The following is a 14549-nucleotide window of genomic DNA, read 5'->3' as shown; positions in this document are numbered from 1 at the left end:
TTCCATCTAACGAGCTCTGGCGATGAACTCTTCCAAAGCGCATCCGGAATCCTCCAGCTCAGCTATTAAGGCATCAAGGCCAGCCCGGTAAGAACCATATTTGGCTACATAATGCTCTACAAGTAGTTTTTCAGGCTTTTCTGTTGAAAAGGTGAGGTATTGCCTTAAAGACACTTCCACTCCATAGACTTCTCCAGACAAGCCCCTTCTGATATACACCTCTTTAAAGCGACCTCTGCCCTTTTTGTTATTGAGTTGGTTGATGGTGAAGATTTTATGTTTTTCCTGCTCCGTTAAAGAAAGCAAAGAAGTGATCTGGGCATAATTTCCTTTCAGCTTCCCCTGATCTAACAGGCAAATGGTGTCTGAATTTGAAATGATGCTATCTTTCACAATCGCATTCCCGATGATATCTCCCAGTTCCTGGGTCACCACGACTGCCTCTCCCCAGAATTTGCGAACAGTTTTATACATGTAAAGCAGATAGGAGGCCATAAGTGGGGAGGCGATCGATTTCCATGCTTCTTCCAGAATCAAGGCTTTACGCTGCTGGCTACGCAATCGCATTTTTTGCAGGAAGACATCCATGATAATCAGGGTAACAATCGGGAAGAGTACCTTATGGTCTCGTATCGCATCGATCTCAAAAACCACTAGCCGCTGGGAAAACAGAGTGACATCACCACTACGGTTGAGCAGTTCCCCAAACTCCTGACCACTGCAAAACTTTTTAAGCACATAGCGGTATTCATCCAAATCAAAGCTGATTTGTTCCGAGAAAAGGATACTGGAAATCGCTTTTAGCGAAAAGGCATAGAAACTGTCAAACCCTAAATCTTCTGGATCACCATCGCCTGAAAAGTGTTCCAGATAATAAGCGGAAATGACATTGGTGAGCACCGTGTCTTCTACCTGGGTAATTTCTCCCTCTGCGCCTCTGAGCAGTAAAGCGATGAGCGTCTTTAAGAAGTCTCTCTTTTCGATATTGTATTCTTCTTTGGTAATTAAAAAGGGGTTCATGGTAATGGGATTCTCCTCACTATAGCTCAGATAGCGTCCCTTGAAATAAGCACAAATCCCACTGTAAGAGTGACCGGTATCCACAATCACCACATCCATATTATATTGAAGATACTGCTCAATCAATGCATTCATAAAAAATGATTTGCCCGATCCTGAACCACCGAGTACGAATTTACTGCGGTTGGAGATTCTGCCTGTCCGCATGGGCAGATCCGAAGGATCTATGGCAATGGGTATCCCCTGCCTGTCGGTAAAGCGAACTAAAAAGGAAGAGTCCTCGTTCTCAGCAAGCCTTTCTTTGCACATCAGACATATCGCCGCCTCACAGCTGATTAAAAACCAGTCATAGTGCTGCAGCGATACAGCATTTCCGGGAAGACAGGAGCGAAAAAGCGCTAGCTGATTATAACTGTTTCTTGAGGGAATAATACCCAGTTGGAATAAGGCAGCCTCAATTTCTGAAGTGGCTTTATCCAGGAGCGCATTTTCTGCGCAAAGCAGAATATTATAGTGGGCATACACCAGCAGACGGTTATCCCTGGCCACCTCCATCAACAGCCGGTCGATATCCTCCACGCACATCTGGTTAGCAGGATCCTTTAATCCTGAATGCCGTTTACGCTTGAGCTCTAGTTTATTCAGGCAAGCCTGCTGAGCTGGGATACGAATTAGCTGATTGTAAATTAGGCTGTGCTGCGTGGAGAGCTGCAAAAGAAAGGACATGTTATCTTGAGGAAATCCCTCAGCCCCCTCCCCTTCCATGCTGCAATGATAGCCACTAAGCTGGGCAGGCAGGTCAATGGATTCGATATCAACCAAACTGATACTCTTCAAGGCCTTTGCTCCGATATTAAGGTGGGTATGTTGAGCATAGATGTTATCTAAGGCAACCTCTTGGCAGGCAAACTCCATGGAAAGAATTTGGCGCAGATAGGCTTTGATCTCTTCTTGCCTGAGCAGACGCCCCTTGCACCCAGCCGATGAAAGCAGCTCGCGAACCTGAAGCACCAGCCTGCAGAAGTCTTCCTCCCCCTTTTGGTCGTACACATAAAAGCGTCCCGGAGGAACTTCTTTAGTGAGGATCAAATAGCTACGCATGCGAATAAACCTGCGGCCATTGAAATGTTGTTGAAAAGCATTCTGCAGATAATCCTCAGTTTTTTCAGGAACATAATGATCACAGAAGAATACATCCTGCTTTTGAAGGATATGCCCATGGCCCATAAGCTTACAGATATGCAACAGCAATTGTTGGAATGCTTGATATCCCGCACTATCGGCAGCATATTGAAGCACAGGATTTTGCATTTCCAGCACTACTGATAAATCGCCTTTTTCTCCGCAGAGGAAGGTAATTTCTCCCTTGCTGAACATACCTGCATAGGGAAGATCAAATGTTTTTTTCTCTGACATAACTTTTCGGGAGATTGAGTGGATGAATAAATAAACCATCCTGACGGGTTCTGTTGTAAATCCCTCCCCTCTGGCGTTGAAGGGTAAAAAAAAGAAGACCAGGGGTCAGCAGTAGTGTTACCAGCCCACCCAGGTACATGTTGATAACAGAGCCGGTGATTCCCCCAGCGATCAGTCCGATGATTAGAGAGGCTATTCCCCAGCCGATATATTTTCCTTTGAGTCCTTTATAAGTTAAAGGCATCTGAAGGCCCTTGTACACTGGATACCGGGTCATCATACCCCAAAGAAGGCTTTAATCACGACCGAAACCAATACTAAAAAGATACAGGATCCCCCCCAGCTCATTACTTCTTTATTGATATCGCGATCACCTGAATTCCACTTGATATAGACCATCACTCCGCCAATTATCCCCACTACAGCACCAATGGCCAAAATCAGTGTCGATACCGGGTCTACGTAGCTGGTCAGCGTTGAGGTTGCTGCATTGATTCCGGTGGTTCCCCCACCAGTCTGGGCGCTGGAAGTGGCTGAGAGGAGCAGCAGCGCAAAGAAAATGTTGATTTGTTTTTGCATAATTGAAAGGTTTAAAGTTTCTAGGTATGTTCATAACTGAAAAAGCCCGCGCAAGAATACACCGCTGAGCAGCAAAAAAAGGCAGGAAAAGAACCATCCGGAAACCTGCGCATCGATGTGCCGCAGGCCTGCCTGCCAATTGGAAAATACCCGGAGTCCTCCAAGTAATCCCATTACCCCTCCAATAGAGAAGGCTAAATCAGAAAAGCCAAATTAGTAGCTCCTGATTGATGTTCCAGCGCTGTAAAGCTCCTTGATCCCTGGAGCCTGCTGTGCATAACCGAAGGCGCAGCAGGTGAATATCCAGCCCAGTAGCATATATATGATTTTCATATCCGTTAGTAAGAAATCTGTGAAGTAAGTGCTATAGCATCCTGGGAGGCGAGCGCTAAAAGCTCAGCAAAGCTCACCCCGCCTGTAGAGACTGGGTTTAACGGCAAAGAAGAAACGCCTGCTGTAGCATCCGTGAGAGCGGTCTGCTCGGAAAGGAAAACGCTAACCGGGGCAATATCGTCCTCCAGGAGGAAAACCTGATGGGTTTTAACTTCCCTCTTACCCTGTGCTTTGAGCAACAGATCACAGCAGAGGTTCACGCCATAGTAAATCAGATACAGTAAAAAGAGCAGATAGGAGAAATTTGTCCAGGTCATCATGGGATTTAAAAGTTAGAAGGTTTAGCATGTTTGAGATAATTTTCAAAAATGACCTGCAATGAAGTGGAAAACTTTTCAAGCAGGCCTGTGGGTAACTGCAGGGAGCTTAAACGTTGCAGGCCTATGTGCATAGATAGCGCTGGTCCTACTGCTGCAATCTGCCTGATGGTACGCTCGGTCTCATCCCTTAAAGGGTAGCTCGCATTCGCTACGACACGATTGGGTACAAAGAGTAATTTGACCTCTGGTTGGATACGGCGGCAAAGTGAGCCAAAGGTTAAACTGTTATGTACCGAGTCCATATCATAACTGAATGGGCAGCATATAAAATCTGCTTTTAAAATCAGCTCTATTATTTTCTCATCATTCCCCACAGGGGGGAAATCAAGGATAATCCATGCAGATTTGTTTTCTGCGAGTTTATCAACAAGGAGCTTGAAATGAGAAAAGCTACAGGTTAAGAATTCAAAGGGAAGTTCATGTTCCAGAAGCGTTGACCTGGAATGTAGTAGCGATAAAGAACCAGCGGCAATAGAAACCAGGGAAATACTATCTTGGGTTTGTTGAGCGAGGTAATGAGCGAGCAACAAGGAGAGCACACTACTGCCTGAACCACCCTTGCAATTACCAATTCCTATGATCATAAATGAATTTTAAGCTTAGGATTATTAACGACTTTTCCCTTCCTGAGCAAAGCCAATAGATGGCTTAGGACTATGCAGCAGACGCTCCAAAGGAATGAGCCGCTCACCTGCCAGTATTCTTTTACCAACATGGTCTATTACTGAATAGCTGAAGATATTGCCTTTTTTAGTATGGTAGCAAACTTCAATTCCTTCTTCACTAAGCAACCTATCAGCGAATTGCGAACGATACCCAGCAATTTCCTTTTTCCAGTTTCCGGCCTGTTTGGTGTAAATGGGCCTGGGACTCGCATCATACTCCAGAAGGAAATATTCTATTTTAGCAATCAGGGAATTTGGTGTATGAAAATCTGACAAAAGAGCCTTAAATCGTTGCTCTAGCTGAGGGTAATCTAATTCCAATATATTTTGCCCATACTTGCGGATAATCAGCAGATCCCGCGAGCGAAAATTCTTATAGCCTTTATGCAAGATGATTTTCCTGAATTCATCGAGACTGTCGATACGGTATTCCATCAAAATCATTAACTCACTAAAGAATTGCTGCCGAATGTTTACCCCTGAGATTTGGTTGAGAACTGCTGACCCGCGGATAAAACTGAAGACATTAGCAATTTTTTTATTCCTCAGCCTGACTGAGGTACTTACCAGATGCAAGTGCATATTAGCGGTGTCCCGGTGTAAAAAGATGAGATAAGGTTGTCTTTGGTATCCCATTCCTTTTAACCATTGCTCGGCAGTGGACTGAAGCTGACGGTAATGGTGGTCATGTCCTTTTAGCGAAATGATTGCATGAAGCTGATGACTCCAGCCTCTGTGGGCATGTTGGACGAAAGCTCCGAAAAAATTGATCAGGTCTTTGGTAGAAATCTTGCCAAGTGCTGATAAAACGCCTAAGTTTCTCGAGCAAAGCAGCGTAGCCTGACCAGCATCCACTTTATCCATGTTATACCCTATTGCAGGAAAGCCTCGCCTTCCTTTTAATATCCGTACAACTGGGTTAACCACTACGTCTATTTTTGATATGGAGTTTATCAATCAACTCTCTGATGAGTTCTTCAAGGTTAGATAGGTGCGAAACATATTGTAAGATCGCCTCGCTGAGTTTATTGTCTTTGCTGTGGATATCAGCATCTGGGTGCTGTTGCTCAGTTAAAGCTGCGATTAAATGCCTGATTTGGGAAATATCAGCGCCAATGGGATCAAGTTGTGATAAAAGTTCTGCCGAATTCATACTAAGCATCTGATTATCCAGCAATCTTCTTCGTATAAGCTCTCCAAGGGAAATTCCAAGATTCTTCGCCATCATTTGGATGCGCACAAGATCTGTTTTCTTGGCATAGAAGGCGGCAGTCTTCCCGGTGTTTTTTTCATTATTTGATTCATTCATAGTACGGAAATGGTATTCAAGGATTTTTACTTCTCATTTTATAGCTGCGCAGTCCTAAAAGGATATTCTCTTTTTTGGGGAGGTTTGCGCAGATCATTTCATTATAGTCCTTATAGCCTTGATAACGATCAGATCTGTCCAGGGCATCGGACCTGCTTTGCTGAAAGACATCGGTAGCTTTTCTGCCTGAGGGATCATGGTCGAAGAAAAGTTCCACACTGGAAAATCCCTCCGCGCGGTTAATCCCCTGTTCTAAAAATACGATCGAGTTTAAGATCAATACGCTGGCCCGATTCTGCGGTTCTTGCTGTTTCCAGCTTAAAAAATCCATCATTCCCTCAAACACCACCAGGCTATCTTCCCCAGCGGGTAAAAAGCTCAGCGCTTTCTTTCCCAGGCAGCCTTTAAAGTAATTGCTCCGCACCTCCCACCCACCTAGCTCATTCTGCCAGGCCGCGGCAAACATTTCCGCCCGCTGCCCGTCTTTTTTTCTTACCGAATAATAGAGTTCGGAAAGAAAAGATTTTGCAGGTTGATAGATCCCACGGCTTTTTAGGTATCCCGCAATTGCACGGTTGGTGGATAGTGGCCGGGATTCTTTAATGAGATAAGAACGTTCCCGCATAGGCAGTTCAGTCTGTACAGGCTTTTCTTTAGGTAGGTAATTGGGGGCATCGATCGCCTGAAGTAAGCGTTCAATTGAAGCTTTAAATCCCAGTCCCTGCCAATACAGCAACGCAAAATCGATCACGCTCCCACCCCTCCCCAGACCATGGTCGAACCAGATACCCATTTTCTCATTCACGCAAAAAGAGGGTACGGTATCACTTTCGCGCAACATCGAGAGATAAAATAGTTCTCCACCGGACCTGCGTACCGGGGAATGCCCCAACTGGGAAAGCAGGGCTACCAAATCAATATTCTCCCTGATCTGGCGTAAGTCTAATCTGTTGTTTTCCATAGGTGACTGGTTTAAATTTAAGGCCATCAAAAAAAATGAACCTCGTTTATAAAAACAGAAAGGCAGAACACCATCCGTGTCCGCCTTTCTCTCCCCGAAGAAGATTTTCCGGGATATATATTTCGGAACTACTCACGTCAGTCTCTACCGACCGGGCCTTTCTCGGCCTGCCAATGCGCGCTCGGGATAATTTCTTAATATCCCTTCGCAAAATTTCCTGCCTAAACAGGATAATGTTTCGTTCCCCAATTTCAAAGAGCTAACCTGCTGTATGATAATTTATTACACATAACAGGTGATTTACATTCAAACTTATTGTGGAAAATCAGAGGGAAAGACTTTTGGGCCAAATTGGTCTGTTTGCGGTCTAAAAAAAGACTTTTAGCGCTATTTTGGTCTAAAGAAATTGATCACCACTTCCTGGCTTATAAAATGCCAACTGCAGGATTTGCTTTCTAGCGAAGGCTATCCGCTGAAAAAGATACGACTTGCAGAACTAGGTGCGGATAGATAAAAAAGGTGGCCCTAAAATTATTTTTATAAAAATGCTTAATTTTGCTTTTCTCCATATGCTAGTTATAGTTCCATACGCTAAAGAATAATTCCCATGGAAATTACACCTCAACTCTTAGATGATATCGCCCAGGAACTCTCGATTGGAAATTGTTGCTTCCTGAATATCCATACTGGTGAAGTGGCCACCTATCCCAGCGTGCTTAAATATGATGATACGGACTCAGAATTCTGGCAGGATGTCCTTGATCAGGTCAATGATACCCCCCAAGATTATATCGAGATTGAGGGGATGGAAAGTTGGGAATCCTTTGGGGTGATGGAAGATTTCATTTCGGTAATGGTGCCCGCAATTCATCAGAATCGTTTTGTTGATGCCATTTCAAAAAAGCATCCCTTTCGACGTTTTAATGAACTCCTGCATGATTTTGAATCTCTTAGGAATCAGTGGTTCGAGTATAAACACCAAAGATATATGACTTTTGTAAATGAGCAGCTCGAGTCAGCGCTTGGCTTTACAGAGGAAGAATAATAATCAGGATGAGGAACGCCCAGAGGCTATATTGAGATGAGAAGAAGGCTAAAATTAATGCTATCTGCGACAGTATTAATAATAGCTCAACCTGCAACAATGGATCTACTCTAGTCGTTTCCTTCGCGACTCACTGAAAGATTGGAATTTTACTTTACCCTCAAGTCCATCCTCAGGCGTACCTCAAGGAACAATGGTATAGAAAAGATAGCAGGCAAAGATCACCAGTAGCACCACTCCTTGCTGGATATTGGTTTTTCCTGTCGCTAGAGAGAAGATCAAAGTCAGCATAGAAAGTAGCAGCAATACCATTGATCTGGCATCAATTCCCAATACAAGTGGATAACCAGTGATTATGGCCACAATAGCTACTGCAGGTATTGTTAATCCAATACTCGCTAGCGCTGATCCCAATGCAAGATTCAGACTGGTCTGCAACCTATTCGCTTTTACAGCCCTGTAAGCAGCCAATCCTTCGGGTAAAAGGACAATCGCTGCAATAATCACTCCTACAAGAGATTTTGGAGCGCCAACGCTCAACACAATCTGCTCCAGATCGTAAGAGAGATATTTAGCCAGCAATACCACTATTGCCAAGCTGATGAGTAAGAACACTAAACTCATTCCTGAGGTTATCTTATTGGGAGCGGGTGCATGATCATCCTCTGAGCTTGAATCTTTCGGCAGAAAGTAATCACGGTGGCGAAAAGTCTGAACGAAAATAAATCCACCATAAAGAATAAGAGAAACTACTGAGACAAAAATCAGCTGGCTTTCACTATACTCGCCAACAGGACCGCTTACAGTAAAATTAGGAAGAATCAGCGTTAGGATGACAATCGCCATCAGCGTGATTAGTGCTGCATTTACACCAGCTAAATGATAGCGTTGTTCCCGGTAGGTAATACTGCCCTTTAATATACAAAGTCCTACTATAGCCGTGATGATAATCATTACTGCAGCAAATACCGTGTCCCTGGCCAATGCTTTTTCTCCCTCTCCACCACTGAGCATTAGCGAAACGATAAGAGCAACCTCAATGGTGGTAATGGCAATGGCTAAGATAATGGTACCGAAAGGCTCACCAACACGGTGAGCAATGACCTCTGCGTGATGTACTGAGGAGAGTACGCTACCGATGAGCAAAAAAGCGATGATGATTCTCATCATTCCTGCCGCGTCGCTTCCCGCAATAAAGAAAAAGATTACGCTTAAAAGCGGTGTGGCCATTGTCCATATCGGAAGGTTGATTTTTTTTAACATGAGATTACCCTTAAACTCCAAGGCTAACAAAGAAAGCGCAGGAGGGTTTTGATTTTTTTCAATTCTCAGCAATGGGCAGGGTATTATCGTCACTAAAACGGCAGATAAGATCAGCGGAAGGTCATGATGAAAGTAAAATCTAGGAATTGGGCGATGAAAAGCGTATATTGTTGAAATCATCTGAGATCTCATTCAGGGATCACTATTTTTTCATTAAAACTTTATCAATTTGGCATTAAAAAAAGCAGGATTTTACAGAGGGCCACGCTTGCCCTTCAAGAAGAAAGAAGCGGAACACAAAATCAATGAATTTATCACCTCTGCTGAGGTAAGACTAACGGGAGAAAACGTTGAAACGGCCATCTATCCACTGGCACAGGCGCTGGAAAAGGCAGAGTCACTGGGGCTGGACCTGGTAGAAATCTCTCCAAATGCGACTCCTCCGGTCTGTCGCATCGTAGACTACAGCAAGTTTCTTTATGAACAGAAAAAGAAACAGAAGGAAATCAAATCAAAAGCTAAACAGACCATTATAAAGGATATCCGGTTTGGTCCCAATACCGATGACCACGATTTTCAGTTTAAGCTTAAACATGCTGTTTCTTTTCTGGAAAGTGGCGAGAAGGTAAGAGCATATGTCCATTTTAAAGGAAGGGCAATTGTTTACAAGAGCCAGGGGGAAATTCTCTTGCTTAAGTTTGCGCAAGCCCTTCAGGAGATTGGGAAAGTGGAACTTATGCCTAAACTCGAAGGCAAGCGAATGTTCCTGACCTTAGCCCCAAAACTGGCAAAAAAATAATTGATCAGTCTATAATTAAGTTGAGATCATATAAACTGACTTAATACACATTGAGCGGGTCTTATCGCTAGGCGAAATTGCACAGCGATAAGACCCGCTTATAAAATTGATGCTATTTCAGCGTCTTTTCCAATTGTTTAATCAAATTTTCACCTCTTAACCCCACACCTACTATTTTTCCTTGTGGATCGATGAGATAGTTGGCAGGGATAGACTTAATTTTGTATGCCTTTGCTACAGCGCTGTCCCAGCCTTTGAGTTCGGAAAGCTGGGACCAGGGTAAGCCGTCTTTTTTAACGGCAGCTAACCATTCCTTTTTGGCACTTTCCTTATCTAGCGATACAGCAACAACGGTAAAGTTTTTATCTCTAAACTGCGCATAAGCTTTAAGCACATTGGGATTTTCTGCTCTGCAAGGCAGGCACCATGATGCCCAGAAATCCAACAAGACAAATTTCCCCCTATAATCAGAGAGTTTTACTGGTTTTCCATCTATATCATTCATAGTAAAGTCAATCGATGTCTTGCCAACGCCTAACTCCTGGGCATCGGCAATGAGACCCGCTACTTTTAAGCCGGCCTTTGACTTCTTCCAGCTTTGTGGAAATCCCTCAGCTACCTTTTGCATTTGGGTACTGTGAAGAGAAAAGAAATTGGGATTGGCCAGCTCATCCATTAAATCATGGGAAACAAGAGAGTTTGGATATTGCTGCATGAATTTCATGTACACCTGGTTGCGCCTATCTATAAGGGTATCGCTTTTCGATGAAGGCTGTGTCCAGCCCACCTGAGCTAAGTCTGCAGAAAGTTTTTCGTACTCGCGCTGGGTTTGCGAACCGGAAATCTTTGCATTTTCCAGCCCGGTTCCTTCAATTCTGGTTATCCCCGGGCTCAGATAAAAACGAATGTTCTGGCCCTTCTTTTTAGTTAGAACTGTTTGTTCTTTACTGTTATCCACATACAGAAAAACCTTGGCTGTTTGCTGTACCGTTCCTTTCATTAAAAACGCTCCATTGCGCACCCGCGTGGTATCGTACCTGAATTTTGCCCCATCACTATAGGAGAGCAGTACAGTATTTCCCTCTAAAGTTGGATCTGCAAGCTTCCCGATAAGCTCAAAACTTTCCTGAGCCTGCAGCTTACTGAATACAGAAGAAAGCAAACAAATGCTAAAAAATTTCAAATAACTATTGCTAAGCATCACATTTAATTTAGAAGAGATTTTACCTTATTATAAAGCGTTTCCTCACGCAGGTTGGTCGCTACAATTTTTCCTTGTGCATCTACCAAAACATTTTGTGGAATGGCGCGTATGCCATAAAGCTGAGCCGCAGGCTCTTTCCAGCCCATCAAACTCGAAACATGGTACCAGGGCATTCCATCGCTCTTAATCGCTGCCTTCCACTTTTCAGCATTATCATCTAAAGATACGCTCAGTACAGTAAACCCTTTATCTTTAAAATCATTGAAGGTTTTAACCACATTGGGATTCTCTTTTCTGCATGGGCCGCACCAGCTTGCCCAAAAGTCGACCAGGGTATATTTGTTTTTGCTAACGACTTCCTTTAAACTCAATGAAGTACCTTCAGGAGTATTGGAAACAAAATCTTTGAACTGACCGCCTGTTAATTTTCCTTTTGCTTCAGCGAGCCTGACTGCAAGTTGTTTGCCCAATGGTGTTTCTTTAACTGAATTGCTTAGTTTATTATAAAAAGGGAAAGTTTGTTCATAATTGAGCAACTTGCTTGGCGAATTTTTATCCAACATGTACAGGGACACGTAAGAATTGGGATTTTCGACTACAAATTGGTGTATCGCCTCACGCTTTTGCAATCTGTAGGCATCAAATCCGGCCATAAGTTTGGTAAAATAGGTCTTCTTATCATTTCCTTCAGGCATATCGCGGTAAAAAGCCAGCTGGGCAAACATCTTCCGATCAAGTGGCCTTAATGTTTTAGCTAATTTTTCATAAGATCTCCCCAAATCGCCGCCAGTTACTTGTGCATATTTGATAGAGTCTTTTGCACTAATTTGCGTTTTGTCTTCCGACAGAAAGATATCGATGCCATCCGGATCGTCTTCTCCACCCATGGATACCTTTGCAACCAACGGACGCTCCAATTGTCCGTTAAACTTAAATGTACCGTTTTTGATGATCGTGCTGTCGATCTTTTTATGGGTATCATCCAGGGTATAATAGAGTTTAATTTGTCTTCCATTGTAGTTTTCTTTGAGTTTACCCTCTATGCTATAACCCGTATTTTGTGCCATTGCTGCCAGTGGACATGCCAGGGCGAACAGCATCATCAGTTGTTTTAATTTCATGTTTTATCAGTTGAGTTAGTGTTATTAATTTACTGCCCGCCAGTTAATGTCCTTTACTTTTACCAGACCAGTCCAGCTACTGTTATCCTGCAATTGAATATCGACAAGGTTGGGGTTGTTACCTACCTTGTAACGACGCAAGGTTCCTCTGTTTGCGGCATTATAGGTAGCTACATAAAGACTGTTGGTTGCAAAATCTATCTGGGTATCGAATTTGATCATGCTGATCTCGTCGCTCCCGATTTCGGGAAAGGAATAAACTTTTTCAAAGCCAGGATTATAATCATATGCATACAAGACATTCTCTACCGCATAAAAAACTACCGTTCTGTTGGAAGAAAAAGCATAAAACTTCGCCTTATCAAAGTTGGTCGCCATCGGTTTTACTGTATAAAGCGCTCTTTTGGCCGGATTGGTACCATTAGCATAGAATTTGTAGATATGGTGGGTATTATCGGCATCTTTCATAATGGCAAAAGAGCTTCCGTTAGTTGATCCGCCATCAGTATTGCGTGTATTTTCTGCATATTTTAAGGTACGTCCTGCTGGCTGGTTCCATGGAAAAGCCCCACCGGCTATGTCAGGCAAAGTTGTCGAGGCAACTGCCGATCCAATCCCGGTGTAATTCAAGAACCTGTTATTTTTGGTATCGTACCACATCACCGAGCTCATACTGCCAATGGGATAAAGCAGATAGGGGGCGGCAGGGATACGGGTAGCCTGATCGCTGGCCAATCGGTTTACAGGATTATTAAAATAATCTCCGCCCATAAGCAATGGAACACTGGCAAAAAGATCGCCACCTTTGGTAATCATCGCCCTGTAAAGCGAACTCCCGTTTGCCCCTGTTGCTAGACGGATCTGTGGTGCGAGCACAACGGGATGGAGCGTTTGAGGGTCTATCGCCTCAGAGATAAAAAGTGTGCGGCTAAAGTTACTGTTCTGACCCGCGGTCATGGTTGCCCGGTCTAAAAAGTAAGAGCCGTCATTGGTAAAAGCCCAAATTTTGGTATAAGAATCGTTTGGTCCGGTGTGAACCACACTTATAGGATTCCGTAAACGTGGTAAACCACTTGCCGATAAGATCCGCTTAATGTGTACGGTATCTTTGAGCATCGAAAGCATTTCTGCCTCTGCATAGCCTTCAGCGTCCTCCCCCATAATTAAAATTCCACGGGAATAGGCGGTACTCACATTGATTTTAGTGTTGGCAATCCAGGTTACTCCGGTTTGCTTGTCTACAATGCGATAGAAAAGATCGTATGGAATCGCATTTAAACGCACTGGATAAACCAGCTTACTACTACGCCCAATGGTATCGAACAAAAAGCTTCCCTTTTTGATAATCCAATAGTATTTATACCTGGAGGTATCACCCTGATCCTGGGTTCCACCAAGCTGCGGGGAAATGCGTAGAGTATCAATACCGGTCCGCACCACATACTCCAGGTTGACACCTTTAATTGATACCTCATTAATGTCTTGATAATCGTAATTGCCCTGATCTTTCTTACAGGATGGCATGCTGAGGGCAAACAGCACTGCAATTAGGTAATAATATAATTTCATTGTTCTTTCTTAAATGGTAAACATTATGGTGCAGGTACCCAGGGTACGCCAATAATAGAAGTCCATGGAACCGAACCCATAAACATCAACCGCCCATCCTCTTCCAGTACTGGTTTTTTAGCGTCATAACGCTGTTTTAAAAGGATAGCGGCATCGCTGGCAACCAGCAGGTATCTTGCCTGGGGCATAGTCTCTGCGCTGGCGAAATCCTCATATTTTAAGCCCAGGTTTTCGATTAAAAACTCCATCTTTTTGCGGGTGAATACCCCAAATAAGCCCGACTCCCGGTTTACCGGCTGGATAGAACCTGGCCAAACCGCAGGCTGAACCATAATATCATTAATTCGCAGGGTGTGCAAACTGGCATCGAACTCGGGTACAATAGAGCCACCGGTTAACGAGGGTATGGCATCCCATTCGGGGAAAGAAAGTGCAAAATCTTTGGTTGCCACCAGGCGCAGTCCTAATGTCACCTGTTTATTGGTCAAATCTGCTGTACGCTTCAGGTGTACCAGAACATTAGCTGTTGTGGTACCGGCCGCAATTTTAACCTCAGGAGAGATGGGATCATAATGCTGGCCCAGAATCGCTGTCGTAGAATCTGGATTGACCTCCACTTTGAAGGTGCGATCGTAGTTTTTCACGGGTCCGGTAATCATCACCTTTACTGGATAATCTACCACATCTTTACCTATACTCACGAATTCTACATTGCTATAGGGCTGGTAAGGCCAGTAATTGATGCTTAGTGAGTTATTACCAAACTGCACGGCGAAATACACGCCCTCTTTCCCCTGGTAGGACATCATTTCTTTCTTGCACCCCATTACGGTGATTAAAAGAAATAAAAAAATATAACTTACTAATTTCTTCATAACTATATCT

Annotated in this window: 15 protein-coding genes and 1 pseudogene; 2 read left to right on the top strand and 14 right to left on the bottom strand. The window is 43.7% G+C overall.

Annotation, left to right across the window (positions count from 1 at the left end):
• Window positions 1-6: 6 nt before the first annotated feature.
• From BMX11_RS07420 to BMX11_RS07380, 9 genes and pseudogenes are all read right to left on the bottom strand, one after another.
• Entirely contained in the window at window positions 7-2436 is a 2430-nt protein-coding gene (locus BMX11_RS07420) for a TraG family conjugative transposon ATPase (RefSeq protein WP_090883029.1), read from the bottom strand.
• Window positions 2414-2680: a DUF4133 domain-containing protein gene (locus BMX11_RS07415; protein WP_217643815.1), complete on the bottom strand. Its 267-nt coding sequence runs from the start codon at window positions 2678-2680 to the stop codon at window positions 2414-2416. The genes BMX11_RS07420 and BMX11_RS07415 overlap by 23 nt, the downstream gene beginning before the upstream one ends.
• A gap of 32 nt (window positions 2681-2712) precedes the next feature.
• Window positions 2713-3015 carry a DUF4134 domain-containing protein gene (locus BMX11_RS07410; protein ID WP_090883025.1) on the bottom strand — a complete coding sequence of 101 codons (303 nt, stop codon included), beginning with the start codon at window positions 3013-3015 and terminating at the stop codon, window positions 2713-2715.
• 30 nt (window positions 3016-3045) lie between these two features.
• A pseudogene (locus BMX11_RS24630) lies at window positions 3046-3207 on the bottom strand (DUF4134 family protein); the annotation flags it as partial.
• A 146-nt stretch (window positions 3208-3353) separates the two neighbouring features.
• Window positions 3354-3668, bottom strand: a complete 315-nt coding sequence (locus tag BMX11_RS07400; protein ID WP_139180143.1) for a hypothetical protein — start codon at window positions 3666-3668, stop codon at window positions 3354-3356.
• 5 nt (window positions 3669-3673) lie between these two features.
• A complete protein-coding gene (locus BMX11_RS07395) occupies window positions 3674-4312 on the bottom strand; it encodes a hypothetical protein (protein WP_090883021.1) in 639 nt (212 codons plus the stop codon).
• 24 nt (window positions 4313-4336) lie between these two features.
• Window positions 4337-5320, bottom strand: coding sequence for a relaxase/mobilization nuclease domain-containing protein (locus BMX11_RS07390; RefSeq protein ID WP_139180142.1), 984 nt, complete (start codon window positions 5318-5320; stop codon window positions 4337-4339).
• Window positions 5313-5702, bottom strand: a complete 390-nt coding sequence (locus BMX11_RS07385; RefSeq protein ID WP_090883017.1) for a hypothetical protein — start codon at window positions 5700-5702, stop codon at window positions 5313-5315. Before BMX11_RS07385 ends, BMX11_RS07390 begins: the two co-directional genes overlap by 8 nt.
• A gap of 16 nt (window positions 5703-5718) precedes the next feature.
• A complete protein-coding gene (locus tag BMX11_RS07380) occupies window positions 5719-6663 on the bottom strand; it encodes a toprim domain-containing protein (protein WP_175474499.1) in 945 nt (314 codons plus the stop codon).
• 607 nt (window positions 6664-7270) lie between these two features.
• Here BMX11_RS07380 and BMX11_RS07375 point away from each other — a divergent pair.
• Complete coding sequence (locus BMX11_RS07375; RefSeq protein WP_090883012.1) at window positions 7271-7708, top strand: UPF0158 family protein; 438 nt, start codon at window positions 7271-7273, stop codon at window positions 7706-7708.
• A gap of 183 nt (window positions 7709-7891) precedes the next feature.
• On the opposite strand, the gene BMX11_RS07370 is transcribed toward BMX11_RS07375, so the two are convergent.
• The gene (locus BMX11_RS07370; RefSeq protein ID WP_090883336.1) at window positions 7892-8971 is read right to left on the bottom strand and encodes a calcium:cation antiporter; all 1080 of its coding nucleotides are present in this window, start codon (window positions 8969-8971) and stop codon (window positions 7892-7894) included.
• 229 nt (window positions 8972-9200) lie between these two features.
• Between BMX11_RS07370 and infC the strand changes: the two genes are divergently transcribed.
• Entirely contained in the window at window positions 9201-9770 is a 570-nt protein-coding gene (infC, locus tag BMX11_RS07365; protein ID WP_090883010.1) for a translation initiation factor IF-3, read from the top strand.
• Between the two features lie 112 nt (window positions 9771-9882).
• Here the strand turns inward: infC and BMX11_RS07360 are convergent, their stop codons facing one another.
• From BMX11_RS07360 to BMX11_RS07345, 4 genes are read right to left on the bottom strand one after another with little or no spacing between them, the layout of a single operon-like run.
• The gene (locus BMX11_RS07360) at window positions 9883-10971 is read right to left on the bottom strand and encodes a TlpA disulfide reductase family protein (protein WP_090883008.1); all 1089 of its coding nucleotides are present in this window, start codon (window positions 10969-10971) and stop codon (window positions 9883-9885) included.
• A gap of 5 nt (window positions 10972-10976) precedes the next feature.
• Entirely contained in the window at window positions 10977-12095 is a 1119-nt protein-coding gene (locus tag BMX11_RS07355; protein ID WP_090883006.1) for a TlpA disulfide reductase family protein, read from the bottom strand.
• Window positions 12096-12119: 24 nt separating this feature from the next.
• Window positions 12120-13664 carry a PKD-like family lipoprotein gene (locus BMX11_RS07350; RefSeq protein ID WP_090883004.1) on the bottom strand — a complete coding sequence of 515 codons (1545 nt, stop codon included), beginning with the start codon at window positions 13662-13664 and terminating at the stop codon, window positions 12120-12122.
• A 23-nt stretch (window positions 13665-13687) separates the two neighbouring features.
• Window positions 13688-14539 (bottom strand): DUF4843 domain-containing protein, encoded by an 852-nt coding sequence (locus tag BMX11_RS07345; protein ID WP_090883002.1) that lies wholly within the window; start codon window positions 14537-14539, stop codon window positions 13688-13690.
• Between the last annotated feature and the right edge of the window lie 10 nt (window positions 14540-14549).

It is taken from the genome of Pedobacter rhizosphaerae (genome assembly GCF_900111155.1).
Taxonomy (GTDB): Bacteria; Bacteroidota; Bacteroidia; order Sphingobacteriales; family Sphingobacteriaceae; genus Pedobacter; species Pedobacter rhizosphaerae.
Note: the sequence above shows the minus strand (reverse complement) of the source record. Positions and strands in the feature narration are given on the sequence as shown.

What these genes read in the sequence shown, in the direction of transcription:
- BMX11_RS07420 (WP_090883029.1), bottom strand. Translation starts at nt 2,436, where the DNA reads ATGTCAGAGAAAAAAACATTTGATCTTCCCTATGCAGGTATGTTCAGC.
- BMX11_RS07415 (WP_217643815.1), bottom strand. Translation starts at nt 2,680, where the DNA reads ATGCCTTTAACTTATAAAGGACTCAAAGGAAAATATATCGGCTGGGGA.
- BMX11_RS07410 (WP_090883025.1), bottom strand. Translation starts at nt 3,015, where the DNA reads ATGCAAAAACAAATCAACATTTTCTTTGCGCTGCTGCTCCTCTCAGCC.
- BMX11_RS07400 (WP_139180143.1), bottom strand. Translation starts at nt 3,668, where the DNA reads ATGATGACCTGGACAAATTTCTCCTATCTGCTCTTTTTACTGTATCTG.
- BMX11_RS07395 (WP_090883021.1), bottom strand. Translation starts at nt 4,312, where the DNA reads ATGATCATAGGAATTGGTAATTGCAAGGGTGGTTCAGGCAGTAGTGTG.
- BMX11_RS07385 (WP_090883017.1), bottom strand. Translation starts at nt 5,702, where the DNA reads ATGAATGAATCAAATAATGAAAAAAACACCGGGAAGACTGCCGCCTTC.
- BMX11_RS07380 (WP_175474499.1), bottom strand. Translation starts at nt 6,663, where the DNA reads ATGGAAAACAACAGATTAGACTTACGCCAGATCAGGGAGAATATTGAT.
- BMX11_RS07375 (WP_090883012.1), top strand. Translation starts at nt 7,271, where the DNA reads ATGGAAATTACACCTCAACTCTTAGATGATATCGCCCAGGAACTCTCG.
- BMX11_RS07370 (WP_090883336.1), bottom strand. Translation starts at nt 8,971, where the DNA reads ATGTTAAAAAAAATCAACCTTCCGATATGGACAATGGCCACACCGCTT.
- BMX11_RS07360 (WP_090883008.1), bottom strand. Translation starts at nt 10,971, where the DNA reads ATGCTTAGCAATAGTTATTTGAAATTTTTTAGCATTTGTTTGCTTTCT.
- BMX11_RS07355 (WP_090883006.1), bottom strand. Translation starts at nt 12,095, where the DNA reads ATGAAATTAAAACAACTGATGATGCTGTTCGCCCTGGCATGTCCACTG.
- BMX11_RS07350 (WP_090883004.1), bottom strand. Translation starts at nt 13,664, where the DNA reads ATGAAATTATATTATTACCTAATTGCAGTGCTGTTTGCCCTCAGCATG.
- BMX11_RS07345 (WP_090883002.1), bottom strand. Translation starts at nt 14,539, where the DNA reads ATGAAGAAATTAGTAAGTTATATTTTTTTATTTCTTTTAATCACCGTA.